Below are 25,287 nucleotides of genomic sequence, written 5' to 3'. Positions count from 1 at the left end.
TGCGGTGGCAGCGAGGACCGAGCACGACGAGCGGGCCGACACGTCCACCTCCCCGCCCCCGGCCCGCCGCCGGGTCCGCCACCCCGTCGCGACGGCCGTCAGCCTCTTCGGCGAACTGCTGATCACCGCGGGCCTGGTGCTCGCGCTGTTCGTCGCGTACTCCCTGTGGTGGACCAACGTGCTCGCCGACCGAGAGGCCGACAAACAGGGCGACACGGTCCGCAGCAGATGGGCGGAGGGCCCGGGCGCCCTGGACACCAAGGACGGCATCGGCTTCCTGCACGTGCCCGCCATGAAGAACGGCGAGGTGCTGGTCAAGAAGGGCACCGACCCCGAGACCCTCAACAACGGCATCGCGGGCTACTACACGGACCCGGTCGAGTCGGGCCTCCCCTGGGACGACGAGGGCAACTTCGCGCTGGCCGCGCACCGCGACGGGCACGGCGCGAAGTTCCACAACATCCACAAGCTGAAGAACGGTGATCCGGTCGTCTTCGAGACCAAGGACACCTGGTACGTCTACAAGGTCTACAAGACGCTCCCCGAGACGTCGAAGTTCAACGTCGACGTGATCCAGCCGGTCCCGGAGGAGTCGGGCGTCAAGGAGCCGGGCCGCTACATCACGTTGACGACCTGCACCCCGGTCTACACCTCGAAGTACCGGTACATCGTGTGGGGCGAGCTGGAGCGTACGGAGAAGGTCGACAAGGACCGCACGAAGCCGGTCGAACTGCGCTGATGCGCTGAGCCGCCCGGAGAGGCCGCACCGGAGAAGCCGCCCGGAGAAGTCCGGCCGGAGAAGCCGCCCGGAGAAGTCCGGCCGGAGAAGCCGCCCGGGGAAGTCCGCCCGGAGAGGTCGTCGAGCAGGCCCCGCGGGAGACCCGCTCGCGCTCGGAGGCACACGGGAAGGGCCCCGGTCACCATGAGGGTGACCGGGGCCCTTCCCGTGCCGGGTGCGGGTGCGGTGGCTCAGTCGTCGCCCATGCCTCCGAAGAGGCCGCCTCCGCCGTTCCCGTTTCCGCCGTTCCCGCCGCCCTCGATGGTCACGAGGGTGACGGTGCTGCCCTTGTCCGCCTGGGTCGTCGGCGCCGGGCTGCTGGTGATCACCTTGGCGTTCGGCTTGTCGACCGAGCCCTGGGAGAGAGCGACCACGAAGCCGAGCCCTTCGAGCTGGGCCTTCACGTCCTGGTACGGCCTGTTGCCGATGTCACCGGGGATCTGGACCTGCTCCGGCTGCGCCGGCCCCTTGGAGACCTTCAGGACGATCTGCACGTCCTTGGCCTGCTTGCTCGGGCCCGCGGGGGTCTGCTCGACGACCTCTCCGGCCGGCTTCTCCGAGTCCACGTCGGCCCGTGAGACGTTGGTGAACCCGAGCTGGTTGAGCTGGGCCACGGCGGCGTCGTACTGACGGGTCCGCACGTCGGGCATCGGGTCGGTCGTCTGCATGGCCACGGTGATGGTGATCTCGGCCCCCTCCTCGGCCTTCGCGCCGCCCTTGGGGTCCTGCTCGATCACGGTGCCCTCGGTCTTCTCGGACTCCTGTGTGGTGACGTTGACCGTGAAGCCCTTCTCCTCGAGGACCTCGCGGGCGCCGTCCTCGGACTTCTCCAGGACGTTGGGAACCTCGGTCTTCGGCGCTCCGGTGGAGACGACGACCGTGACGGTGCCGTCCTTGTCCATCAGAGCGTCGACCGCCGGATCCTGCGAGCAGATCTCGCCCTTCTCCTGGTCCTCGCACGGCTCCTCGGCGCCGACCTTCACGGTGACGTCGGTTCTGGACGCGAGTTTCTCCGCTTCCTGCACCGTGGAGCCCACCAGGTTCGGGGCCTTGACCTGGCCGTCGTCGCTGGTCGGGGTGAAGATCACCCGGCCGATCAGGATCGCGCCGATCAGCACCAGGATGCCCGCGACGACCAGCAGGATCGTCGAGGTGTTGCTCTTCTTCTGCTGGCGGCGGCGGCCCGTGCGGTCGTCGTAGCCGTAGCCGCCGTCGTCCGGGTTGACCGGGGGCAGCATCGAGGTCTGCGCGTTGTTCGGATCGGTGGGGCGCAGGGCCGCGGTGGGCTGGTCGGTGTTGTAGCCGTCGTAGCCCCCGTACCCGGCGGCGCCCATCGCCGCCGTGGCCGCGACCGGCTGGCCGTCGAGGCAGGCCTCGATGTCGGCGCGCATCTCGTCGGCGGACTGGTAGCGGTAGTCCGGGTCCTTGGTGAGCGCCTTCAACACGATCGCGTCCATCTCGGGCGTGATCTCGGGGTCGAAGTTGCTCGGCGGCTGCGGCTCCTCCCGGACGTGCTGGTAGGCCACCGCGACGGGGGAGTCCCCGACGAACGGAGGCCGGACCGCGAGCAGCTCGTACAGCAGGCAGCCGGTGGAGTACAGGTCGGAGCGCGCGTCGACCTGCTCGCCCTTGGCCTGCTCCGGGGAGAGGTACTGGGCGGTGCCGATGACCGCGGCGGTCTGCGTCATCGTCATCCCGGAGTCGCCCATGGCGCGGGCGATGCCGAAGTCCATGACCTTGACCTGGCCGGTGCGCGTCAGCATGACGTTCGCCGGCTTGATGTCGCGGTGGACGATCTGGGCGCGGTGCGAGTACTCCAGGGCCTGGAGGATGCCGACCGTCATCTCCAGCGTGCGCTCGGGGAGCAGTCTGCGACCGGAGTGCAGCAGCTCCCTCAGCGTCGACCCGTCGACGTACTCCATCACGATGTACGGGATGGAGACCCCGTCGACGTAGTCCTCGCCGGTGTCGTAGACGGCGACGATCGCGGGGTGGTTGAGCGAGGCGGCCGACTGGGCCTCTCGGCGGAACCGGGCCTGGAACGACGGGTCACGGGCCAGATCGGCCCGGAGCGTCTTCACAGCTACGGTGCGGCCGAGCCGGGTGTCGTGCGCGAGGTAGACCTCGGCCATGCCACCACGGCCGAGCACCGAGCCCAGCTCGTACCGGCCGCCGAGGCGACGCGGCTCTTCCATAACTGTTCCAGCCCTCTCCGTCAGTCCCGACCGCACCCGTGTGTGGTCCGCGGCGGTGCGCTGTTCGCGCATACGCTACCGGGCACGGGTGACGTGATCAGCCCGCACCCGGCAGCCGATATCCGACCGGTATCCGATGTCCGGTATGACGGGCGGCCGCCGTGACAGGTCTCACTTCTTGCTGTCGATGACCGCCTTCATCACGTCGCGCGCGATGGGGGCGGCCAGCCCGCCACCGGAGATGTCGTCCCGGTTGGCGTTGCCGTCCTCGACCACGACGGCGACGGCGACCGGTGAGCCGTCGTCGGTCTTCGCGTACGAGATGAACCAGGCGTACGGCTTCTCGCTGTTGTTCAGACCGTGCTGTGCCGTACCGGTCTTGCCGCCCACTGTGACGCCGGGGATCCGCGCGTTGGTTCCCGTACCGTCCTTGACGACGGTCTCCATCATCTGCTGGATCTTCTGGGCGTTCTCACCGGAGAGCGCGCGGCTGAGCTCTTCGGGTTCGTGCGTGTAGACCGGGTCCAGGTTGGGCGCCTGCCGCTCGGCGACCATGTACGGCTGCATCAGCTTGCCGTCGTTGGCGATCGCGGAGGCGACCATGGCCATCTGGAGAGGGGTGGTCCGGTTGGACGCCTGGCCGATGCCGGCCATCGCGTTCTGCGGCCTGTTGTCCTCGGGGTAGATGCTCGCGTCGGCGCGGACGGGCGTGAAGACTTCCTTGTTGAAGCCGAACCTGTCCGTCTGCTCGATCATCTTCTTGTTGCCGAGGTCGTCGCTCATCTTCCCGAAGACGGTGTTGCACGACACCCGCAGGGCCTCGCGCAGCGTGGCGTTCTCGCAGGGGATGTTGCCCTCGTTCTTGAGCGGCGTGGTGGACTGCGGCAGCGTCCAGGGCAGCGGCGAGTCCGTCTTGGCGTCGATGTCGTCGTAGAGCCCGTTCTCCAGGGCGGCGGCGGCGGTGACGACCTTGAACGTGGAGCCCGGGGGGTAGGTCTCGCGCAAGGCCCGGTTGAGCATCGGCTTGTCCTCGTCCTTGAGGAGCTTCTGCCGGTTGTCCGAGTCCTTGAGCGAGTTGCCGGCGAAGACCGAGGGGTCGTAGGACGGGGTGCTGGCGAGGGCGAGGATGGCGCCGCTCTTCGGGTCGAGGGCGACCACAGCGCCCTTCTTCTCGCCGAGCCCCTTGAAGGCGGCCTTCTGGGCGTCGCCGTTCAGCGTGGTGACGATGTTGCCGCCGCGCTTCTTCTCCCCGGTGAACATCGACAGCGTCCGGTCGAAGAACAGCTGGTCGTCGTTGCCGGTGAGGATGCCGTCTTCCAGGTTCTCCAGCTGCGAGGAGTCGAAGGCCTGCGAGGAGTAGCCGGTCACCGGGGCCCACAGGGGGCCGTTCTTCCAGACCCGCTTGTACCGGAAGTCGCTGTCCTCGGTCTCGACGGAACCGGTGATCGCCTTGCCGTCGACGATGATGTCGCCGCGCTCGTGGGCGTACCGCTCGATCTCGACGCGGCGGTTGTACTTGTGGCTGGTCAGCTCGTCGGCGCGGACGTACTGGAGCCAGTTGTCCCGGATGAGGAGGGCGAGGACGAGGATGCCGCAGAAGATCGCGATCCGGCGCAGGGGCTTGTTCACGGGCGGACCACTTGTGTCATCTCGGCGTCGGTGGACGGAGAGGGAGCAGGCGCCGGGCGACGGGCGGTATCGCTGATTCTGATCAGAATGGCGATCAGGGCCCAGTTGGCGAGCACGGAGGAACCACCTGCCGCCAGGAACGGCATCGTCATACCGGTGAGCGGGATGAGGCCCATCACACCGCCGGCGACGACGAACACCTGGATGGCGAACGAGCCGGAGAGGCCGATCGCGAGCAGCTTGCCGAACGGGTCGCGGGCCGCCAGCGCGGTGCGTACGCCACGCTCGACGATCAGGCCGTAGACGAGGAGCACGGCCATCATCCCGGCGAGCCCGAGCTCCTCACCGACTGTGGCGAGGATGAAGTCGGAGTTGGCCGCGAAGCCGATCAGGTCGGAGTTGCCCTGCCCGAGCCCGGTCCCGAGGGTGCCACCGGATCCGAAGGCCATCAGGGACTTCGCCATCTGCTCGCTCGCGGCCACCTTGTTCCAGCCCGCGAACGGGTCGAGCCAGGCGGTGACGCGCTGCTGGACGTGCGGTTCGAATGTGGCGACGCTGACCGCGCCGACCGCCGACATCAGTAGACCGAAGATGATCCAGCTGGTGCGCTCGGTCGCCACGTAGAGCATGACGACGAACATGCCGAAGAAGAGCAGCGAGGTGCCGAGGTCGGTCTCGAAGACGAGGATCAGGATCGACATCGCCCAGATGGCGAGGATCGGACCGAGGTCGCGGCCGCGGGGCAGGTAGAGACCCATGAAGCGGCGGCTGGCCAGGGCCAGCGCGTCGCGCTTGACCATCAGGTAGCCCGAGAAGAACACGGTGATGATGATCTTGGCGAACTCGCCGGGCTGGAGCGTTCCGACACCCGGGATCCTGATCCAGATCTTGGCGCCGTTCACGGCGGGGAAGAACATCGGCAGGATCAGCAGGAACAGCGCCACGACCATGGAGATGTACGTGTAGCGCTGCAGGATGCGGTGGTCCTTGAGGACGACCAGGACCGCGACCAGCATTCCCACGCCGATGGCGGAGAACAGCAGCTGTTTCGAGGCGGCGGGTACGAAGGTGTCCAGGGCCTGGAAGCGTTCGGACTGGTCCAGGCGCCAGATCAGCGCCAGTCCCAGTCCGTTGAGCAGGGTGGCCAGGGGCAGCAGCAGCGGGTCGGCGTACTTGGCGAATCTGCGCACCACGAGGTGGCCGACGCCGCCGAGCAGGGCGAGGCCCGCCCCGTATCCGAGCATGCCCGAGGGCAGCTCACCGTTGAGGGCGAGGCCCACGTTGGCGTAGGCGAACACCGAGATGGCGACGGCGAAGACGACGAGCGCCAGTTCGGTGTTGCGGCGGCTCGGTGCGTCGATCGCGCCGATGGTGGTGGTGTTGGTGACAACGCTCATGGTGCTGAAGGCCCCCTACGGCTTACTGCTTACCGCACTGCGGGACCAGCTTCTTCTCTTCCTCCGAGAGGCTGGGGCCGGGAGTGGGAGCGCTGGTCGGCTTGGTCTCCTTGGCGGAGGACGTGGCGGAAGTCCTGGCGGCGGGGGCCCCGGCGGTGCCGCCGGCCTCGCCCTCGCCCTTACGGGCCTGGTTCTCGGCGTCGGCGGCTCGGCGCTGCGCGTCCTTCTTGCAGGCGGAGGCCTGGGCGGCGAGTTCGGCGACCTTCTCGCGGGCGTCGGTGATGTTGCCCTCGGCGATCGTCGCCTCGACCTGCTTGCGCTGGTACGGCGGCAGGTACTTGAGCTCGATCTCGGGGTGGTTCTTCTCGACCTTCGAGAGCGAGACCCAGGCGAGGTCCTGGCTGATGCCCTGGAACAGCGCGACGTGTCCGTCCTGCGTGCCGACGTAGTACTGCGTCTGCGTCCAGCGGTAGCCGCCGTACAGACCGCCGCCGATCACGGCCAGTGCGAGCACGATGAAGACGGAACGCTTCAGCCATTTACGGCCGCCGCCCGGTTTGGCGAAGTCCTCGTCCGTATAGGCGTCGTAGGAGCCGTCCGGCATGCCCCCGTAAGCGGCGTCGCCGCTGCCGGGCGGGCCGAAGCCGCCGGCGGGCGGGGGCACGGGGCGGCCGAGGCCGGCCGCGCGGCCGGCGGGCGTCTGCATGGCCCCGCCGTCGCCCAGCTGGGCCTGGTTCTCCGCGACCGCGCCGACGACGACCGGGGTGTCGCTGAGCTGCCCGGCCAGGCTGTCGTTGTTGTCGACGTCCAGGACGTCGGCCACGATGCAGGTGATGTTGTCCGGGCCGCCGCCGCGCAGGGCGAGCTGGATCAGCTCCTGGATGGTCTCCGCCGGGCCCTGGTAGCTGGCGAGGGTCTCTTCCATCGTCTGGTGCGAGACAACGCCGGAGAGACCGTCCGAGCAGATCAGATAGCGGTCGCCGGCGCGGACCTCGCGGATGGAGAGGTCCGGTTCGACATGGTCGCCGCTTCCCAGCGCCCGCATCAGCAGGGAGCGCTGCGGGTGGGTGGTGGCCTCCTCCTCGGTGATCCGGCCCTCGTCGACGAGACGCTGCACCCAGGTGTGGTCCTGGGTGATCTGCGTCAGGACGCCGTCGCGCAGCAGATACGCGCGGGAGTCGCCGACGTGCACCAGGCCCAGGCGCCGGCCGGTCCAGAGCAGGGCGGTGAGCGTGGTGCCCATGCCCTCCAGCTGGGGGTCCTCCTCGACCATGACCCGCAGCTGGTCGTTGGCCTGCTGCACGGCGGTGCCGAGCGAGGTCAGAAGATCGGATCCCGGTACGTCGTCGTCGAGCGGGACGAGCGTGGAGATCACCTCGGAGCTGGCGACCTCACCGGCCGCCTGACCGCCCATGCCGTCGGCGATGGCGAGGAGCCGGGGACCGGCATAGCCGGAGTCCTCATTGCCCTCCCGGATCATGCCCTTGTGCGACCCGGCGGCGAAGCGCAGCGACAGACTCATGCGCACCTGCCCAGTCGATGCTGACTCGGGGTACAGCCTGTCTCGAGCCACACTGCCCACCCTCCGGTCGGGAACCGGGCAGCGTCCGACGTCGGGACCGCCGCGGCTCGCTCGCTCCGCTCGCTCATTGTCGTACTACTTCCGCAGCTCGATGACGGTCTTGCCGATACGGATCGGCGCGCCCAGCGGAACTGGTGTCGGGGTGGTGAGCCGGGTCCGTTCCAGATACGTGCCGTTGGTGGACCCGAGATCCTCGACGATCCACTGGCCGTCACGGTCCGGGTAGATCCTGGCATGCCTGCTGGACGCGTAGTCGTCGTCCAGCACGATCGTTGAATCGTGGGCCCGGCCCAGGGTGATGGTCTGGCCCTGGAGCGCGACCGTGGTGCCCGTGAGCGTGCCTTCGGACACGACCAGCTTTGTTGGTGCCCCGCGGCGCTGCCGGCCGGGCTGCTGGCGCTGCTGGGGCGGCGCTGCTTGTTGTTGGCGGCCCTGTTGGGGGCGCGCGTCGGCGGCAGTGCGGCGTGAGCCGCGCTGCGTGACGCGCGTTCCGAACAGGTCGCTGCGGATGACCTGTACGGCCACGATGACGAACAGCCACAGAACAGCCAGGAAACCTAGCCGCATGACCGTAAGGGTCAGCTCTGACATTGCCCCCGCTTCACCCTTCGGCTTGCCGGTAAACGATGGTGGTGCTGCCCACGACGATCCGCGAGCCGTCGCGGAGCGTAGCGCGGGTGGTGTGCTGCCCGTCTACCACGATGCCGTTGGTAGACCCGAGATCCTGGATCGTCGAGGGCGTTCCGGTCCGGATCTCACAGTGCCGGCGCGATACGCCGGGATCGTCGATCCGCACGTCGGCGTCGGTGGATCGTCCCATCACCAACGTCGGGCGGGAGATCTGATGGCGGGTGCCGTTGATCTCGATCCAGCGCCGTGTCCGGGCGTCCGGCAGGGGGCCGGGCGCGGGTTGCGGGCGCCGGTCGTTCGTGGGGGCCGTGGGCCGCCCGGCGCCGGGCGGCGGGGCCGCGGGCATCGGCGGAGCGGCGCTCGGGGGGTAGCCGTAGCCGCCGGGAGCCCGCGGGGCCGCGGGCTGCTGGGGCTGGGCAGAGGGGTCCTGCTGTGACGTACTCGATGCCAGAGTGCGGCTGCGGACCCGGTAGAGCCCGGTGTCGAGGTCGTCGGCCTTCTCCAGGTGGACCTTGATCGGTCCCATGAAGGTGTAGCGCTGCTGTTTGGCGTAGTCGCGCACCAGGCCGGAGAGCTCGTCGCCCAACTGGCCGGAGTACGGGCTGAGCCGCTCGTAGTCGGGCGTGCTGAGCTCGACGATGAAGTCGTTGGGGACGACGGTCCGCTCACGGTTCCAGATCGTCGCGTTGTTGTCGCACTCCCGCTGGAGGGCGCCGGCGATCTCGACGGGCTGTACCTCGGACTTGAAGACCTTGGCGAAGGTGCCGTTGACCAGCCCCTCGAGGCGCTGCTCGAAACGCTTCATGACCCCCACGGGGCACCTCCTCCGTTGTCATCGTCCCTGTACTGCTTACTGATCGTATCCACGCGTCGGGAAATCGGCTGGTTCCCCTTGTCTGGCCTGTGGATGAGTGTCACCCCTCACACGGATCGTAGAGGTGACCTCCTCCCAGTGTCCCGCACCCGGGACGCACTCTGGAGGAGTGGGGGCGATGGTTCGGGGTTCCCGCTTCCCCTCCCGGAGTCGGCGAAACAACGGATGTGATTCCACCCTGTTCAGCGTGCTAATCTTCCGGATGTCGCCAGGCGCTCGCACCACACGGTGAGAGAGTCTGGAAACACCACTCATGCGCGAGTGGCGGAACGGCAGACGCGCTGGCTTCAGGTGCCAGTGTCCTTAGGGACGTGGGGGTTCAAATCCCCCCTCGCGCACGACGGACACCGTAGAAGGTGTCCTGGTAGAACCGACGAAATGGTCGGCATCGTGATCACGATGCCGACCATTTCGCTTTTTCCCGCTGGTCGGCGGTGTGCGGTGCCCGGTGGGCCGGGGCGGGCCGGGACGGTCGGTGTGGCACGGCGTGGCACGGGTGCTTATGGGTGCCCGTCGTATATATGGACCCCTCCTGTGCCGATATACAGGCCCCACCTGTACCGGTTGATCCGTACCCGCGTGTTCTGGGGTGCGAAGGGCTCTCGCTGGTCGCCGTCGGTGGCAGCGACGCATTTCGGTCGTCCTGCGGCTCCGCGGCCCGCCCAGCGCTGACGTCACGGGGCAACAGCTCCGCGCCGTGGTCGCCGCCACCGCGGCCGTCCTCGACGCGGACGCCTGGACGCCCGCCTCCTCCGTACGTGCTGGGCCACGGACGAGGGGCCGGGCCGGGATGTCCGGGAGACGGGGTTACTCCCGTGTAGCCTCCAGAAGGCTCAGCCGTATGCGGACAGCTGGGTTCCCTCACGTGTTCTCGGTCGCTCGCGACTGTCGGGTCTGGTTCGGCAGAACCCCCGCTCCGGATCTCTTCGAAGCGGGGGTTCTTCGTTGTTCCATGGTTCGATGCCCGGTATCCGTGGTGTTCCTCCTTCTCCGCGTTCTCCTCGGCCCGTGTGGTTGCTGGGCGGGCGGGGTACGGACAGGCGGGTGAGGCGGACGCGGCGGGTGCCCGTGGGCGGTGACGCACCGGGTGTGGGCACGGTTTCCGGACAGACCGATGGCCGGTGCAACGGCGCACTTGCATACGCTGGCCGCAGAGGTTGGATCGACGGCGACTCGGCGGTGAAGGGCTGAGCGCACAGAACGTCCCGGAGGCAGGAAATGGCGAAGCAGGCTCGCGCAGTCCAGACGTGGCGGTCGATCGTGGATGCCGCGGCGAGTGTCTTCGACGACTACGGCTACGAGCGTGCCGCCATCTCGGAGATTCTCCGCCGCGCCAAGGTCACCAAGGGGGCCTTGTACTTCCACTTCGCCTCCAAGGAGGCCATCGCGCAGGCGATCATGGACGAGCAGACCTCCACGGTCGAGTTCGAGCAGGATGGATCGCCGCTGCAGTCCTTGGTCGACGGTGGCCAGCAGTTCGCTTTCGCTCTGCGCCACAACTCGATGGCCCGGGCCGGTACCAGGCTCTCCATCGAGGGCGTCTTCCTCGGTGGACCGCACCCGTGGGGCGACTGGATCGATGCGACGGCCCGGATGCTGGAACTGGGCCAGGAGCGCGGCGAGGTCTTCCCGCAGATCGACCCGATGGTGTCAGCCAAAATCATCGTCGCTTCGTTCACCGGTATTCAGCTGGTCTCGGAGGCCGACTCCGGTCGGGCCGATCTGCGCGAGCAGGTGGCGGAGATGTGGCGCCACATCCTGCCGTCGATCGCTCACCCCGGCGTCATCGCCCACATCAAGCCGGAGGGACGGGTCGACCTGGCGGCCCAGGCGCGCGAGAGGGCGGAGCGTGAAGAGCAGGAGGCCAGGATCGCCGCGGAAGCCAAGGGTGCGGGCTCCGATACCGCGGCCGATTCGGGTCCCCGGTCGGGCGGGTCCGGCCTGAGAGGCGGCGGCTCCGGCCGTGGTCCGCGAGCCGGGGGCGCCGGCGACGAGGGCGACGAGGAGCCCGCAGGCGCCAGGGTCGCCGCCGGAGGGTTCGTCGCCTGATCCGCCCGCGGGCGTGCTGTGTTTCACGTGAAACGTCCGATTGGCCGTGCTCAACACGCGGTGGTGCCGCCGAGCCGCTGGAGGCTCCGCGGTCACGTCGGCGTTTACCCCCGTGCTGCTTACTTTTAGTAAGTCATTCACGGTGGCGAAGTACGCTGAGGACATGGCGGATCAGGGCGAGCGGGCGGCCTGTCGGCGGGTCGACGGGGGGATCAGTCGCGTCTTCGCGCTGTTCGGCAAGCGTTGGACCGGCCAGATCGTCTCGGTGCTGCTCCAGCGACCGGTGCACTTCGCCGAGCTGCGACGGGCGATTCCCGGAATCAGTGAGCGCATGCTCTCGGACCGGCTGACCGAACTCGGCGCGGCAGGCCTGGTGATCCGTGAGGTCGACGAGGGACCGCCGCTCCGCGTCGCGTACCGGCTCACCGAGGCGGGCACCGCGATGGAGCCCGCGCTCAACGAGCTGGGGCGGTGGGCGGACACCTATCTGGCGCGGGACGACGCGGCCGGTTCCGAGGACGGCCGCTGACCTCGTCCGGCCGGTCCGGACGTACCCGTGTCGGGGTCGGCCCCGGGCGTACCCCTGTCGAGGCCGGTCGTGGGCGTACCCCTGTCGCGGCCCGTTTGAAGCGCAGCCCTGTCGCGGCCGGTTCCGTGCGCACCACGGCCGTCGCCGTGCTCCCCCGGCGCCCGTCCAGCGGACCCCCTTCGCCCGTCCAGCGGGCCCGCGCGGTCGCTGGACATCGGCGGTACCGTCGTGCTCGGTCGCTGGTGGACAGGGCCGCTGACCGGTTCGACAGCCGGGCAGCCCGGAAGCGGTACGAGGGTGGGGGAGGCGACGCTCCATGAGCGGAACCGAGGCGACGATGCCGGAGCGGCGGATCGCGGGGGCGGCGGGAACCGCGGGCGGGGATCCGCGTATTCCGGTCGTGCCCGGGTTCGCCCGGCGTGGTGCCGCGAGCTCACCGAAGGCGGCGGGGAAGGCGCTCCGCGACCGGGTGCCGCGGTCCTCGCACGCCTCACTGGTCCTGCCGTCGGGGCGGCCGGACGCCGTGCGGGCGGTCGAGGAGTCGAACCGGGGCCGCGTGCCGGGCCTGACGCCGATACGGGTGGGCCGGATGGCGGCGACGCCGTTCGCCTTCCTCCGGGGTGCGGCCGGGCTGATGGCCCACGACCTGACGGGCAGCCCGGTCACCGGGGTGGGCGCCCAGCTCTGCGGCGACGCGCACGCGGCCAACTTCGGCCTCTACGGCGATGCCCGGGGCAGTCTGGTCATCGATCTGAACGACTTCGACGAGACCGTCTTCGGGCCGTGGGAGTGGGACCTCAAGCGGCTCGCCACCTCCCTGGTGCTCGCCGGCCGGGCCGCCGGCGCCGACGAGGACACCTGCCGCCGGGGCGCGCACGACGCCGTCGGCGCCTACCGGCGCACGATGCGGCTCCTGGCCCGGCTGCCCGCCCTCGACGCCTGGAACGCGATCGCGGACGAGGAGCTCGTCTCGCACGCGGACGCGCGTGACCTGGTCGGCACCCTGGAGCGGGTCTCGGAGAAGGCCCGCAACAACACCAGCGCCCGTTTCGCCGCCCGCTCCACCGAGGAGTGCCCCGACGGCGGCCGCCGCTTCGTCGACGCCCGGCCCGTGCTGCGCCGGGTGCCGGACGCCGAGGCCGCGGTCGTGGCCGCCGGACTGGGCGGCTATCTTTCCACCGTCTCCGAGGACCGGGTGCCGCTGCTGGCCCGGTACACGATCCACGACGTGGCGTTCCGGGTGGTCGGCACCGGCAGTGTGGGAACCCGGTCCTACGTGGTGCTGCTGCTCGATCACCGGGGTGAGCCGCTGGTCCTTCAGGTGAAGGAGGCGCGCCCTTCCGTGCTCGCCCCCCATCTGCCCGCGGTCGGTTTCGACGTGCCGGAGGTGGCACACGAGGGCCGCCGGGTGGTGCTCGGGCAGAAGCGGATGCAGGTCGTCAGCGACATCCTGCTCGGCTGGACGGACGTCGACGGCAGGCAGTTCCAGGTCCGGCAGTTCCGGAACCGCAAGGGCAGTGTGGACCCCGCCGCGCTCGCCGCCGACCAGGTGGACGACTACGGGCGGATGACCGGCGCGCTGCTCGCGCGGGCGCACGCGCACAGCGCCGACCCCCGCCTGCTGGCGGGCTACTGCGGCAAGAACGACGAGCTCGACACGGCCGTGGCCGCGTTCGCGGTGACGTACGCCGACCGTACGGAAGCGGATCACGCCGAGCTGGTGCGGGCGATCAAGGCGGGCCGGCTGGCCGCCGAGTTCGGTATATGACGGGCCCGTGAGGCGGTGGGGCCGGGCCCGAGTGGGGCTCGGGCCCTGTTCGTGAGGGGGTGGGGCCCCGGGTTGGGGCCCACCGTGTGTGCCGCGCCCCCGGGCCGTGGCCATACGCTGGACGGGTGACCCACGAAGCCGCCGGGGTGCCGACCACCCGGAACGATGAAGACCGGCAGGACAACGACCGGCCGGACGCGCCCCCGCCCGCCCACGAAGCGGGGGATGCCCCGGGGGCGCAGGACGCTCCGGTGACGCCGGACGCTTCCGGTGCCGCGGGCGCCGCTGCCGGGGAGCCCATCGGCCCCGCGGACGCCGGCCCCGCGGACGCCGCGCCGCGCCCCGAGGCACGGCTGGCCAGGGCGGTGCAGGTCGCCGAGCAGGCGCTGATCGAGTTCGAGATCGCGGTGGAGACCTTCCGGGTGGAGGTCGAGAACTTCTCCCGGCTGCACCACCAGAAGCTCGGCCCGATGTACACCCGCCTCGACGAGCTGGACGCGCTGATCGCGGAGGCGCGGGCCGCCCGGACCGGGGATCCGGAGGACGAGCGCAAGGCGCGGGAGGCGCGGGCGGTCGTCATGCCGATGCCCGGGGTCGACGAGCTGTTCCACGACTGGATGGACACCGACGGGCTGTCCCCCGAGGCCGCGGCCATGCTCACCGAACAGCCGGTCCGGCCGCCGAAGCGGGTCAGGCCGAGCGAGGAGGCCCGCAAGCTCTACCGGGAGCTGGCCCGCAAGTCGCACCCGGACCTCGCCCAGGACGAGCCGGAACGGCAGCGCCGGGACGAGTTCATCGCCCGGGTGAACGCCGCCTACGGGCGCGGCGATGTCGACCTCCTCCAGGAACTCGCGGCGGAGTGGGCGGCCGGTCCGGTGCGGCCTCTGACCCCGCTGAGCGAGAGCGAGGAGCTCTACGCCCGGCTGGAGTGGCTCAGCCGCCGCAAGGAGCTGCTGACGGTGCTCGCCAAGGAGCTGGAGGAGGGCGCGATCGGCTCGATGCTGCGGATGGCCCCGGACGACCCGGATCAGCTGCTGGAGGACATCGCGGAGCAACTGCTGGGCGAGGTGTCCCGGCGCGAGGCCGAGCTGGCGGCGATGGTGCAGTAGCGTTCCGGGTGACTCTGCCGCGTAGGTACGAGACCCATGTTTCCCCTGTACGAGGCCCAAGATCGCACGAGAGAAGGCATGACCCATGAATTTCGCCCCGCTGCCCTCGGTGGACGCCGCGGCGGTGCCGTCGGACGGCTTCGTCCTGGACGTCCGTGAGAACGACGAGTGGGCGGCCGGTCACGTCGAGGGTGCGCTGCACATCCCGATGAGCGACTTCGTGGGCCGGTTCGGTGAGCTGACCGAGTCCGCCGGGGACGGTCGGCGCGTGCATGTGATGTGCCGGGTCGGCGGCCGGTCGGCCCAGGTCACCCAGTATCTGGTCCAGCAGGGCATCGACGCGGTGAACATCGACGGCGGCATGCAGGCCTGGGACGGCGCCGGACGCCCGATGGTCACGGACAACGGAACACCCGCCTTCGTCCTCTGAGCCTCCGCGCTCGGCGGGATCGTGACCGCTGCGTCCGTCGGCGCCGACGGTCAGGATCGGTTCGCCCCGGCCGGCCCGGGGCAGCGGCTCCGCCGTGAGCGTGCTCCCGCCGTACCGCTGGACCGCCAGCGCGACCGCACAGCTCTCCAGCAGCGGGACCCCGGCCCCGGTGAAGGTGAAGTCCACTGTCCCGACCTCCCGCTGACCCTTGACGGTCTGACGTGCCGTCAAGATCGAACAGCTTCTCGACGGAGGAGCAGCGTGGAGGTGCGGAGGTGTACGCGCGCCTCAGCGGTCGAAGTCCAGCTCCACCTCCGGGGTGAGGGGATGCGACTGGCAGGCCAGCACGAAGCCCGCCCCGGTCTCCTCCGGTTCCAGCGCGAAGTTGCGGTCCATCCGGACCTCTCCGGAGACGAGGAACGCCCGGCAGGTCCCGCACACCCCTCCCTTGCAGGCGTACGGAGCGTCCGAGCGGCTTCGCAGCACCGTTTCCAGCAGGGACTCGCTGTCCTGTACGGGCCAGCTGCCCGAGCGGCCGTGGAGGGTGGCCGTCAGCACGGCGTCGGAGGGGGCGGCGACCTTGGCCACCGTCACGTCGGTGGGGCCCTCGTCGACGTGGAAGATCTCCTGGTGGACCCGGGAGCGGTCGACGCCGAGGGTCTTCAGGGCCTTCTCCGTGCCCCGTACGAGGCCGAGCGGCCCGCACAGGAACCAGCCGTCCACCTCTGCCACCGGAACCACGGCGGGCAGCAGGCCGGTGAGCCGTTCGGCGTCGAGCCGCCCGGAGGGGAGGCCGGCCGACTGTTCCTCCCGGGAGAGGGCGGTGACCAGCTGGAAGCGGTCCGGATACCGGTCCTTGAGGTCGGCCACCTCGTCGAGGAACATCGTCGAGGCCGCCGTGCGGTCGCTGCGGATCAGGCAGAACCGTGCCTTCGGCTCCCGGTCGAGCAGGGTGGCCGCCATGGACAGCACCGGGGTGATACCGCTGCCGCCGACCACCGCCGCGAACAGACCGGGACGGGGCTCCAGGACGAAGCGGCCCATCGGAGGCATGGCCTCCACCCGGTCCCCGACGGCCAGTTCCTTCAGGGCGTACGTGGAGAAGGCCCCGCCGTCGACCCGGCGGATGCCCACCCGCAGGACCGGTTCGCCGGGCTGCTCGGTGGCCGGTGCGCAGATCGAGTACGAACGGCGGATCTCCTGGCCGTCCACGGTGTAGCGCACGTTCAGGTGCTGGCCGGGGGTGTGGCGGAAGGTCTCGCGCAGCTCGGCCGGCACGGCGAGCGTCACGGCTACCGCGTCGTCCGTGATCCGTTCGATCGCGCTGACCCGGAGCGGATGGAACATCTACAACTCCTTGAAGTGGTCGAACGGTTCGCGGCAGGCGACGCAGCGGCGCAGGGCCTTGCACGCCGTGGAGGAGAACCGGCTGAGCAGCTCCGTGTCCGTGGAACCGCAGTGCGGGCAGCGCACCGAGAGCGTCAGCGGCACGGGGCCGCCGTCGGGGCCCTGGGCGCGCGGCGGGGCGATGCCGAACTCGGCGAGCTTGCGGCGCCCCTCGGCGCTGATGTCGTCCGTCGACCAGGGCGGCGCCAGGACCGTGACCACGGAGACGTCCGGGACGCCGTGGTCGTGCAGCACCCGCTCGATGTCGGCGGACATCGCCTCGATCGCCGGGCAGCCGGTGTAGGTCGGGGTGAGCCGCACGGTCACCCGGCCCGGCCCCTCCATCCGTACGTCCCGCAGAACGCCGAGCTCGGCCAGGGTCAGCACCGGCAGTTCGGGGTCGGGCACGGAGCCGGCGAGGGCGCGCAGCTCCGCCTCCAGCCGGGTGTCGGTCACCATGACGCCCCCGGATGGCTGCGGTGCAGGTGCTGCATCTCGGCGATCATGCGGCCGAACGGCTCGGTGTGCAGGCCCTGTCGGCCCGCTCCGGCCGCCCAGCCCCCGGACTGCGGGCCTGCCGGGAGGGTCAGCCCGGCCCGCTCGACGACATCGGCGACGGCGGCGAGCCAACTGCTTCGCAGCGCACTCCAGTCGACACCGGACTCCGGGGTGTCCAGCCCTTCGACCGGCTGGAACATCTCCCCGGTGAACCGCCACAGCGCGTCCAGCCCGCTCCGCATCCGGTCGTGACTTTCCGCGGTGCCGTCGCCGAGTCTCAGGACCCACTGCTCGGCGTGGTCGCGGTGGTAGGCCACCTCCTTGACGGCCTTGGCCGCGAGACCGGTGAACTCGCTGTCCCCGGCCGCCAGCCGCTCGTACAGCAGGTGCTGGTAGACCGAGAAGTAGAGCTGCCGGGCGACGGTGTGCGCGAAGTCCCCGTTCGGCTGCTCGACCAGTTGGAGGTTGCGGAAGTCCCGCTCCTCGCGGAGGTAGGCCAGCTCGTCCTCGTCGCCGACGAGCGAGAGCAGCACCCGGGCCTGTCCCAGCAGGTCGAGGGCGATGTTGGCCAGGGCCACCTCCTCCTCCAGGACGGGGGCGTGGCCGGCCCACTCCCCCAGCCGGTGCGAGAGCACCAGCGCGTCGTCGCCGAGGGCGAGTGCGGCGCTCACAGGTGCTTCACCCCGTCCGGGATCTCGTAGAAGGTCGGGTGGCGGTAGGGCTTGTCGCCGGCCGGCTCGAAGAAGGAGTCCTTCTCGTCGGGGGAGGAGGCGGTGATCCCGGTGGAGGGGACCACCCAGATCGAGACGCCTTCCGAGCGGCGCGTGTAGAGGTCGCGGGCGTTGCGCAGGGCCATCTCGGCGTCCGGCGCGTGCAGGCTGCCCGCATGGGTGTGGGACAGTCCGCGCCGTGAGCGCACGAACACCTCCCACAGAGGCCAGTCGGTCGAGCTGCTCATGCCGTCTCCTCCATGTGGCGCGCGGGCGCGCTGTGCTGTGCCGATGCCGATGCCGATGCCGATGCCGATGCCGATGCCGGTGCCTGGGGCGCTGCCTGGGCCGGTGACTGGGTCGGGGCGTGCTTGGCGGCGTACGCGGCTGCCGCGTCCCGGACCCAGGCGCCCTCCTCGTGTGCCCGGCGCCGCTGGGTGATCCGCTGCTCGTTGCAGGGGCCGTTGCCCTTGAGGACCGCCTGGAACTCGGCCCAGTCGATCGCGCCGAAGTCGTGCCGGCCGAGCTCCTCGTTCCACCGGATGTCGGGGTCGGGGAGCTCCAGGCCCAGCGCTTCGGCCTGGGGCACGCAGATGTCCACGAAGCGCCGGCGCAGCTCGTCGTTGGAGTGCCGCTTGATCTTCCAGGCCATGGACTGCTCGGAGTGCGACGAGGCGTCGTCGGGCGGACCGAACATCATCAAGGAGGGCCACCACCAGCGGTTCACCGCGTCCTGGGCCATGGCGTGCTGGGCCTCGGTGCCGCGGCTGAGGGCGAGCAGCAACTCGTACCCCTGGCGCTGGTGGAAGGACTCCTCCTTGCAGATGCGGACCATCGCACGGGCGTAGGGGCCGTAGGAGCAGCGGCAGAGCGGCACCTGGTTGGTGATCGCCGCCCCGTCCACCAGCCAGCCGATCGCACCGACGTCGGCCCAGGTCAGCGTGGGGTAGTTGAAGATCGACGAATAGCGCTGGCGGCCCGCGTGGAGCTTGTCGAGCAGCTCCTCGCGGCTGGTGCCCAGGGTCTCGGCGGCGCTGTAGAGATACAGGCCGTGGCCTGCCTCGTCCTGCACCTTGGCCATGAGGATCGCCTTGCGCCGCAGCGAGGGCGCCCGGGTGATCCAGTTGGCCTCGGGCTGCATGCCGATGATCTCCGAGTGGGCGTGCTGGGCCATCTGGCGGATCAGCGTCGCCCGGTAGGCGTCGGGCATCCAGTCGCGCGGCTCGATCCGCTCGTCCGCCGCCACGACCGCGTCGAAGGCCGCGACGCGGTCCGCGTCCACCGCGTCCTCCGTGCCGAGCGTCTTCTGCGTCGTCTGGTCCGCAGTCACTGCCGCCATCCCGGGCTCCCTACCGACCGATCGTTCGGTTCCTTGGCTTCAATGGTGAGTCGGAGGCCCGTAGGGTGTCAACCCTGTGGATAACTGAGTGGTGATCGACGGTGAGCGGGGCGGGATGGATTCGGACCACGACAGGAGCTCTGCGGACGGGGGGAAGGGCGTCTGGCCGCAGGCGTTGAACCGGCCGACGGATGCGCGGGACACCCCCGAAGCGATACCGCCGGCGCCCTCGCCGCCGGTGGGGGAGCCCTCGGCCACCGGCCGGGGCATAGCCGGGCTCTCCTTCCCCTACCAGATGGTCGCGGCCCTGGCGCTGTCCCTGATCGCGCTGCTCGCCTGCACGCAGGTGGTCATGGTGTTCCTGCACGTCGCCCCGTCCAACACGCTGACCAAACAGCACGGGAAGACGATCGACCGCTGGATCTACCCGGAGTTCGAGCAGAACTGGAAGCTCTTCGCGCCCAACCCGCTCCAGCAGAACATCGCCGTCCACGTGCGGGCCGAGGTGGCGGGGGCCGACGGCCGCCGCACGACCAGGTGGATGAACCTGACGTACGAGGACAGCAAAGGGATACGCGGGAGCCTCTTCCCCAGCCATGTGGACCAGAACGAGCTCCGCCGGGGCTGGGACTTCTACGTCAATTCCCATGACAGCGAGAACCGCCCCAACGGCCTGCGCGGGGATCTCTCCGAGAGCTATGTGCGGCGCATCGCGATGTTGCGGCTGAGCGAGCGCGACTACGGCGGCACGATCGAGCGTATCCAGCTCCGCTCCGCCACCAGCTCCATCGCCCCGCCGCCGTGGAGCGACGAGAAGATCAGCACCCGGCCCGTCTACCGCGTACTCCCCTGGTGGACCGTGACCCCGGACGATCTTCCCGAGCGTGACGCGGGCCAGGACCGGGACGAGGCGCACGGCGTGGAGGAGAGCCAGTGACCGTCCCCTCGCCCCCGGCCCCCCGGAACGCGGCCCCGCGGCCATCGGGCCCCCGCCCGGCCGTACCCCGCTCCGGCGGCCCGCTCGGCGGCCCGGCCCGCGCCCTCCAGCGCGTCACCGCCTCGGCCCTCGGCCCGTACCAGAGCGCCGTCGTCCGGATCGGCTTCGCCGCCACCTACTTCTTCTTCCTGCTGCGCGAGCTGCCGAACCGCCATGAGCTGTACGGCCCGGACAGCCCGTGGCACTGGGACCTGGCCCGTCGGCTCACGGAGGGCAACGAGGCCTTCTCCGTCCTGATGTGGACCGACAGCACGGTCTGGTTCGAGGCCGTGTACGCCCTCACGCTGCTGTCCGCGGCGGCGCTGCTGCTCGGCTGGCGGACCCGGACCATGTCCGTCCTCTTCATGGTCGGCGTGCTCTCGGTGCAGAACCGCAGCATCTTCATGGGCGACGGCGGCGACAACGTCGTCCACCTCATGGCGATCTACCTGGTGCTGACGCGCTGCGCCCAGGTCTGGTCGCTGGACGCCCGTCGAGCGGCGCGCGACGCGCGGCGGGCCGCGGCGGGCCTGCCGCCCCCGCGGGACATCGTGGGCCCGGTGCTCTGGGTGCTCCTCGGCCCCGTCCTCGTGGCGGCCACGCTGATGGGAGGGCTCGGCGGCACCTGGTGGCTCCCCGCTCTGCTGTGGACGATCTGGCTCTCCGCCGCCGCCTGGTGGGCCGTGAACCGCTATCTGCCGCACGGTGAGCCGCGCACCCTGCTCGATGTGCTGGCCAACCTCGCGCACAACGCCACGCTCGCCGTGATCATGGCCGAGGTCTGTCTGATCTACGCGACCGCCGGCTGGTACAAGATCCAGGGATCGCGCTGGCAGGACGGCACCGCGCTCTACTACCCGCTCAACCTGGACTACTTCACCCCGTGGCCCGCCCTGTCGGAGATTCTGGGCGCCAGCGGGCTGATGGTGCTGGTGCTGACGTACGGCACGGTCATCGTGCAGGTCGCCTTTCCGTTCACGCTGTTCAACCGGCGGGTCAAGAACGTCCTGCTGGTCGCGATGATCTGCGAGCACGCGGGGATCGCCCTGCTGCTGGGGCTGCCGTTCTTCTCCATGGCGATGATCGCGGCCGACGCGGTGTTCCTGCCGACGGCCTTCCTGATGTGGCTGGGAGCCCGTGTCACGGTCGGCAGACGGCGGCTGCTCTCCGGGCTGCCGGGCCGGTCGCGTACGCCGGGGGAGCCCGGAGCGCCCGGCTCTCCGGACCCGTCGGAGTCAGGCCCGACGAAAGAGGGCCGGGGTGGTACGGAGGAGCCCCGGCTCCAGGGCGGCGGCGGGGGCCATACGCTCGTCGGGTGAGCAGTGAGACCGGCAGAACCCATCAGACCCCGGCAGCGGCGGACCGGCCCTCGGCCCCCGCCCGGCCGACGGCCGTCCCGGAGGGCTCCGCCCCGGCGGAGCCCCACCCGGCGGAACCCCTCCAGTACGACGACGGCTACGGCCAGCCGATCGGTGTCGGGCCGCACCCGCTGCCCTGGCCCGAGGGCGAGCGCTACGACCCCGAGCTGCTGGCCCAGGGCGACCGGCGCAACGTCGGTGACGCGTACCGCTACTGGACGCGGGAGGCGATCGTCGCCGATCTCGACCTGCGGCGGCACGACTTCCATGTGGCCGTGGAGAACTGGGGCCACGACTTCAACATCGGCTCGGTGGTGCGGACCGCCAACGCCTTCCTGGCCAAGGAGATCCACATCGTGGGCCGCCGGCGCTGGAACCGGCGCGGTGCCATGGTCACCGACCGCTACCAGCATGTGCGCCACCACCCCGACACGGCGGAACTGACCGCGTGGGCGGCGGCCGAGGGGCTGCCGATCATCGGGATCGACAACCTTCCCGGCGCCGTACCGCTGGAGCGCACCGAGCTGCCGCGCCGCTGCGTCCTGCTCTTCGGGCAGGAGGGGCCGGGCCTGACCGAGGAAGCGCGTGAGCACGCCACCATGGTGTGCTCGATCGCGCAGTTCGGCTCGACCCGGTCCATCAACGCCGGTGCCGCCGCGGCCATCGCGATGCACGCGTGGGTGCAGCGCCACGCCGACATCCCGGATCCGCGAGAGACCCGCTAAGGGCTGTCCCGCAATTCCCGGCGGGCGCGCGACGACAGCTACGGCACCTCGCCGCGCTGTCGGAACGTCCACATACATCCAGTATGCGGACGTCCCTCCGCCTTGCGATGCACCGCATCTGACGCCGCGCGCTTATCCACCGGGAATTGCGGGACAGCCCTTAGTCACGCCTGGCGGCGCACCTCCACCACGCGGAAGCGGTTGGCGACGAAGGCTCCGTCGCAGAGCGCCGCGTTCGCGGCGGGGTTGCCGCCGGAGCCGTGGAAGTCGGAGAAGGCCGCGGTCTGGTTGACGTAGACCCCACCGGTCAGGTTGAGCGAGAGCTGGGCCGACTCGTCCAGGCAGACGTCCTCGACGGCCCGCTCCACCTCGGGGGACGTGGTGTAGGCGCCGACCGTCATCGCCCCCTTGTCGCGGATCGTGCGGCGGAGCAGCTCCAGGGCGGCGGGCGTCGACTCGACGGCGACGGCGAAGGACACCGGCCCGAAGCACTCCGAGAGGTAGGCCGCGCCGTCGTCGGTCTTGGTGCCGTCGAGCTTCACGACGACCGGCGTACGGACGACGGCGTCGGGGAACTCGGCGTTCGCCACCGTCCGCGAGGGGAGGGCCACCTCACCCAGCTCACCGGCCGCCTCCACCCGGGCCCTGACGTCCGGATTGACCAGCGCGCCGAGCAGCGCGGACGCGCGGGCGTCGTCCCCGAGCAGTCCGGTGACGGCGGCCGCGATGTCGGCGACCACGTCGTCGTAGGACTTGGCGCCGTCGTCGGTGGCGATGCCGTCCCGGGGGATCAGCAGGTTCTGCGGGGTGGTGCACATCTGGCCGCTGTACAGCGAGAGCGAGAACGCCAGGTTGGCGAGCATGCCCCGGTAGTCGTCGGTGGAGTCGAGGACGATCGTGTTGACGCCGGCCTTCTCCGTGTAGACCTGGGCCTGGCGGGCGTTCTCCTCCAGCCAGTCGCCGAAGGCGGTGGAGCCGGTGTAGTCGATGATCCGGATCTCGGGGCGGACCGCGAGGGTCTTGGCGATGCCCTCGCCGGGCCTCTCGGCGGCCAGCGCGACCAGATTCGGGTCGAAGCCCGCCTCGCTCAGCACCTCGCGGGCGATGGACACCGTGAGGGCCAGCGGAAGCACGGCGCGCGGGTGCGGCTTGACCAGCACCGGGTTGCCGGTGGCGAGGGAGGCGAAGAGGCCGGGATAGCCGTTCCACGTGGGGAACGTGTTGCAGCCGATGAGCAGCGCGACGCCGCGGCCGGACGTGATGAACGACTTGTGCAGCTTCAGCGGATCGCGCTTGCCCTGCGGCTTGGACCAGTCGGCGGTGTCCGGGGTGCGGACCTGCTCCCGGTAGGCGTACGCGACGGCCTCCAGGCCACGGTCCTGGGCGTGCGGGCCGCCCGCCTGGAACGCCATCATGAACGCCTGGCCGCTCGTGTGCATCACGGCGTGGGCCAGCTCGTGGGTGCGGGCGCTGATCCGCGACAGGATCTCCAGACAGACCAGGGCCCGGATCTCCGGCCCCGCCGCCCGCCAGGCGCCCGTGCCGGCTTTCATCGCCGGAAGCAGGACGTCCAGGTCGGCGTGCGGATACTCGACGCCGAGCCGCGGCCCGTACGGCGAGACCTCGCCGCCGGTCCAGCCGTCGGTGCCGGGCTGTCCCAGGTCGAGACGGGTGTTCAGGACGGCGTCGAAGGCGGCCTTGCCCTCGGCCGCGCCGAGGCTGCCCGGGGCGCCGCCCTCCCCGTAGGCCTTCGGGTGCTCGGGGTGCGGCGACCAGTACGCGCGGGTACTGATCACGTCGAGGGCCTGGTCGAGCGTGGGCCGGTGGGTCTCGGACAGCTGCTGGGGGGTGAGCGCGGCGGCCATGGCGGACCAACTCCTCATCGAGCCGGGCGGGGACGTACGGACGGAGTTAGAGTAACCGAACGATCGGTCGGGACAAGGGGCCCCGGGGAACCTGTGGACAACTTCGATGGTCCCCGCCTGTGCGGGGCTGATCCCTCATGGGAGAGGATCGCGGACATGACCACGGCCAAGCGGGACACGTACACACCGGAGACCCTGCTCACCGTCGCCGTCCGTGTCTTCAACGAGCGCGGCTACGACGGCACCTCCATGGAGCACCTCTCGCGGGCGGCGGGCATCTCGAAGTCCTCCATCTACCACCATGTGGCGGGCAAGGAGGAGCTGCTGCGCCGGGCCGTGAGCCGGGCGCTCGACGGGCTCTTCGCCATCCTCGACGAGCCGGGGGCGCAGCGCGGGCGCGCGGTCGAGCGGGTCGAGTACGTCACGCGCCGGACGGTCGACCTGCTGATGGCCGAGGTCCCCTACGTCACTCTGCTGCTGCGCGTGCGCGGGAACACGAAGACGGAGCGCTGGGCGCTGGAGCGGCGCCGCGAGTTCGACCAGCGGGTGTCGGAGCTGCTCCAGGCCGCGGTCGCCGAGGGCGACCTCCGGGCGGACGTGGACATACGGCTGGCGACCCGGCTGCTGTTCGGCATGGTGAACTCGCTGGTCGAGTGGTACCGGCCACAGCCGGGCGGTTTCCCGGGGGAGGAGCAGCTCGCGGACACGGTCGTCCAGCTGGCTTTCGAGGGGATGCGGGCGAACGGCCGCTGAGCCCGTCCCCGCCTCGCGGTCGGGCGACTTCCGCCGCCCCCCTCGCGGTCGGGCGAGCTCGGCCGCCCTATCGCGGTCAGGCGAGTTCGGCCGGCCGGTCCGGGCGCGGTCCGAGGTCCGTCTCCTCGAACACCAGCAGGGTGCGCGTCGAGAGCACCTCGGGGATGGACTGGATCCGGGTGAGGACCAGCTCGCGCAGCGCCCGGTTGTCCGGCGTGTGCACCAGGAGCAGTACGTCGAAGTCGCCGCTGACCAGGGCGATGTGCGTCGCCCCGGGCAGCGCCTGAAGCTGCTCGCGCACCGTGCGCCAGGAGTTCTGCACGATCTTGAGCGTGATGTACGCGGACGCCCCCTGGCCCGCCCGCTCGTGGTCGACCCGGGCGCCGAAGCCGCGGATCACGCCGTCCTCGACGAGCCGGTTGATGCGGGCGTAGGCGTTGGCGCGCGAGACGTGGACCCGTTCGGCCACGGACCGTATCGAGGCGCGGCCGTCCGTCTGGAGGATGCGCAGGATGTCGCGGTCGATGGCGTCCAGCGGCCGTGCGGGCGGAACCGGGGGCTCCGCCGCCGGGCCCGCGGGTGCGGCCGACGGTACGACCGCGGACTCGGCCTGCGGCGTGAGGGCGGGCGCGGCCGGGCGCGGCTCCTCGTCCCCGTCGGCCATTTGTTCAGCTGTCATCTGCCCGCGCCTCCCTGTCGTGGACGAC

23 protein-coding genes and 1 tRNA gene are annotated in these 25,287 nt (G+C 70.6%); 11 read left to right on the top strand and 13 right to left on the bottom strand.

The window, feature by feature from the left end; genetic code table 11:
* Positions 1-4: 4 nt before the first annotated feature.
* Entirely contained in the window at positions 5-739 is a 735-nt protein-coding gene (locus PSQ21_RS16480; RefSeq protein WP_274031282.1) for a class E sortase, read from the top strand.
* Positions 740-969: 230 nt separating this feature from the next.
* Here the strand turns inward: PSQ21_RS16480 and pknB are convergent, their stop codons facing one another.
* The 6 genes from pknB to PSQ21_RS16450 all read right to left on the bottom strand — a co-directional run bounded on the left by pknB (position 970) and on the right by PSQ21_RS16450 (position 9,025).
* Positions 970-2,973 (bottom strand): Stk1 family PASTA domain-containing Ser/Thr kinase, encoded by a 2,004-nt coding sequence (gene pknB / locus PSQ21_RS16475; RefSeq protein WP_274031281.1) that lies wholly within the window; start codon positions 2,971-2,973, stop codon positions 970-972.
* Positions 2,974-3,144: 171 nt separating this feature from the next.
* Positions 3,145-4,602, bottom strand: a complete 1,458-nt coding sequence (locus PSQ21_RS16470) for a peptidoglycan D,D-transpeptidase FtsI family protein (protein WP_274031280.1) — start codon at positions 4,600-4,602, stop codon at positions 3,145-3,147.
* Positions 4,599-5,999 (bottom strand): FtsW/RodA/SpoVE family cell cycle protein, encoded by a 1,401-nt coding sequence (locus PSQ21_RS16465; protein WP_274031279.1) that lies wholly within the window; start codon positions 5,997-5,999, stop codon positions 4,599-4,601. Before PSQ21_RS16465 ends, PSQ21_RS16470 begins: the two co-directional genes overlap by 4 nt.
* A gap of 22 nt (positions 6,000-6,021) precedes the next feature.
* Positions 6,022-7,521, bottom strand: a complete 1,500-nt coding sequence (locus PSQ21_RS16460) for a PP2C family protein-serine/threonine phosphatase (protein WP_274031278.1) — start codon at positions 7,519-7,521, stop codon at positions 6,022-6,024.
* A 135-nt stretch (positions 7,522-7,656) separates the two neighbouring features.
* A complete protein-coding gene (locus PSQ21_RS16455; RefSeq protein ID WP_030701387.1) occupies positions 7,657-8,172 on the bottom strand; it encodes an FHA domain-containing protein FhaB/FipA in 516 nt (171 codons plus the stop codon).
* A gap of 10 nt (positions 8,173-8,182) precedes the next feature.
* Positions 8,183-9,025 (bottom strand): FhaA domain-containing protein, encoded by an 843-nt coding sequence (locus tag PSQ21_RS16450; RefSeq protein ID WP_274031277.1) that lies wholly within the window; start codon positions 9,023-9,025, stop codon positions 8,183-8,185.
* Between the two features lie 315 nt (positions 9,026-9,340).
* Here PSQ21_RS16450 and PSQ21_RS16445 point away from each other — a divergent pair.
* The 6 genes from PSQ21_RS16445 to PSQ21_RS16420 all read left to right on the top strand — a co-directional run bounded on the left by PSQ21_RS16445 (position 9,341) and on the right by PSQ21_RS16420 (position 14,970).
* A tRNA-Leu gene (locus tag PSQ21_RS16445) sits at positions 9,341-9,423 on the top strand.
* Between the two features lie 880 nt (positions 9,424-10,303).
* Positions 10,304-11,134, top strand: coding sequence for a ScbR family autoregulator-binding transcription factor (locus PSQ21_RS16440; protein ID WP_274031276.1), 831 nt, complete (start codon positions 10,304-10,306; stop codon positions 11,132-11,134).
* A gap of 163 nt (positions 11,135-11,297) precedes the next feature.
* Complete coding sequence (locus tag PSQ21_RS16435) at positions 11,298-11,663, top strand: winged helix-turn-helix transcriptional regulator (RefSeq protein ID WP_274031275.1); 366 nt, start codon at positions 11,298-11,300, stop codon at positions 11,661-11,663.
* A gap of 469 nt (positions 11,664-12,132) precedes the next feature.
* A complete protein-coding gene (locus PSQ21_RS16430; protein ID WP_397989402.1) occupies positions 12,133-13,431 on the top strand; it encodes a DUF2252 domain-containing protein in 1,299 nt (432 codons plus the stop codon).
* A 125-nt stretch (positions 13,432-13,556) separates the two neighbouring features.
* Complete coding sequence (locus tag PSQ21_RS16425) at positions 13,557-14,540, top strand: J domain-containing protein (protein ID WP_274031273.1); 984 nt, start codon at positions 13,557-13,559, stop codon at positions 14,538-14,540.
* Positions 14,541-14,625: 85 nt separating this feature from the next.
* Positions 14,626-14,970: a rhodanese-like domain-containing protein gene (locus PSQ21_RS16420; RefSeq protein WP_097868899.1), complete on the top strand. Its 345-nt coding sequence runs from the start codon at positions 14,626-14,628 to the stop codon at positions 14,968-14,970.
* A 288-nt stretch (positions 14,971-15,258) separates the two neighbouring features.
* On the opposite strand, the gene PSQ21_RS16410 is transcribed toward PSQ21_RS16420, so the two are convergent.
* From PSQ21_RS16410 to paaA, 5 genes are read right to left on the bottom strand one after another with little or no spacing between them, the layout of a single operon-like run.
* Entirely contained in the window at positions 15,259-16,317 is a 1,059-nt protein-coding gene (locus PSQ21_RS16410) for a 2Fe-2S iron-sulfur cluster-binding protein (protein WP_274031272.1), read from the bottom strand.
* Positions 16,318-16,815, bottom strand: a complete 498-nt coding sequence (paaD, locus tag PSQ21_RS16405) for a 1,2-phenylacetyl-CoA epoxidase subunit PaaD (protein WP_274031271.1) — start codon at positions 16,813-16,815, stop codon at positions 16,318-16,320. It lies immediately after the preceding gene.
* On the bottom strand, positions 16,809-17,525 hold the full coding sequence (gene paaC, locus PSQ21_RS16400) for a 1,2-phenylacetyl-CoA epoxidase subunit PaaC (RefSeq protein WP_274031270.1): 717 nt from the start codon (positions 17,523-17,525) through the stop codon (positions 16,809-16,811). Before paaC ends, paaD begins: the two co-directional genes overlap by 7 nt.
* Positions 17,522-17,812: a 1,2-phenylacetyl-CoA epoxidase subunit PaaB gene (gene paaB / locus PSQ21_RS16395; protein WP_007447213.1), complete on the bottom strand. Its 291-nt coding sequence runs from the start codon at positions 17,810-17,812 to the stop codon at positions 17,522-17,524. Before paaB ends, paaC begins: the two co-directional genes overlap by 4 nt.
* On the bottom strand, positions 17,809-18,903 hold the full coding sequence (paaA, locus tag PSQ21_RS16390; protein WP_274031268.1) for a 1,2-phenylacetyl-CoA epoxidase subunit PaaA: 1,095 nt from the start codon (positions 18,901-18,903) through the stop codon (positions 17,809-17,811). Before paaA ends, paaB begins: the two co-directional genes overlap by 4 nt.
* Before the next feature lie 115 nt (positions 18,904-19,018).
* Between paaA and PSQ21_RS16385 the strand changes: the two genes are divergently transcribed.
* Genes PSQ21_RS16385 through PSQ21_RS16375 form a run of 3 tightly spaced genes read left to right on the top strand, consistent with a single transcriptional unit; the run spans position 19,019 to position 21,962 of the window.
* Positions 19,019-19,840 (top strand): DUF5819 family protein, encoded by an 822-nt coding sequence (locus PSQ21_RS16385; RefSeq protein ID WP_397989290.1) that lies wholly within the window; start codon positions 19,019-19,021, stop codon positions 19,838-19,840.
* On the top strand, positions 19,837-21,198 hold the full coding sequence (locus tag PSQ21_RS16380; protein WP_274031266.1) for an HTTM domain-containing protein: 1,362 nt from the start codon (positions 19,837-19,839) through the stop codon (positions 21,196-21,198). Before PSQ21_RS16385 ends, PSQ21_RS16380 begins: the two co-directional genes overlap by 4 nt.
* Entirely contained in the window at positions 21,195-21,962 is a 768-nt protein-coding gene (locus PSQ21_RS16375) for a TrmH family RNA methyltransferase (protein ID WP_274031265.1), read from the top strand. The genes PSQ21_RS16380 and PSQ21_RS16375 overlap by 4 nt, the downstream gene beginning before the upstream one ends.
* A gap of 164 nt (positions 21,963-22,126) precedes the next feature.
* Here the strand turns inward: PSQ21_RS16375 and paaN are convergent, their stop codons facing one another.
* Positions 22,127-23,827, bottom strand: coding sequence for a phenylacetic acid degradation protein PaaN (gene paaN, locus PSQ21_RS16370; RefSeq protein WP_274031264.1), 1,701 nt, complete (start codon positions 23,825-23,827; stop codon positions 22,127-22,129).
* Between the two features lie 156 nt (positions 23,828-23,983).
* On the opposite strand from paaN, the gene PSQ21_RS16365 reads away from it, so the two are divergent.
* On the top strand, positions 23,984-24,580 hold the full coding sequence (locus tag PSQ21_RS16365) for a TetR/AcrR family transcriptional regulator (RefSeq protein WP_097868890.1): 597 nt from the start codon (positions 23,984-23,986) through the stop codon (positions 24,578-24,580).
* A gap of 76 nt (positions 24,581-24,656) precedes the next feature.
* Here PSQ21_RS16365 and PSQ21_RS16360 read toward each other — a convergent pair whose 3' ends face one another.
* Positions 24,657-25,244 carry an Lrp/AsnC family transcriptional regulator gene (locus PSQ21_RS16360; RefSeq protein ID WP_397989401.1) on the bottom strand — a complete coding sequence of 196 codons (588 nt, stop codon included), beginning with the start codon at positions 25,242-25,244 and terminating at the stop codon, positions 24,657-24,659.
* Between the last annotated feature and the right edge of the window lie 43 nt (positions 25,245-25,287).

The organism is Streptomyces sp. MMBL 11-1, assembly GCF_028622875.1.
In the GTDB taxonomy this organism is placed as follows: Bacteria; Actinomycetota; Actinomycetes; order Streptomycetales; family Streptomycetaceae; genus Streptomyces.
Note: the sequence above shows the minus strand (reverse complement) of the source record. Positions and strands in the feature narration are given on the sequence as shown.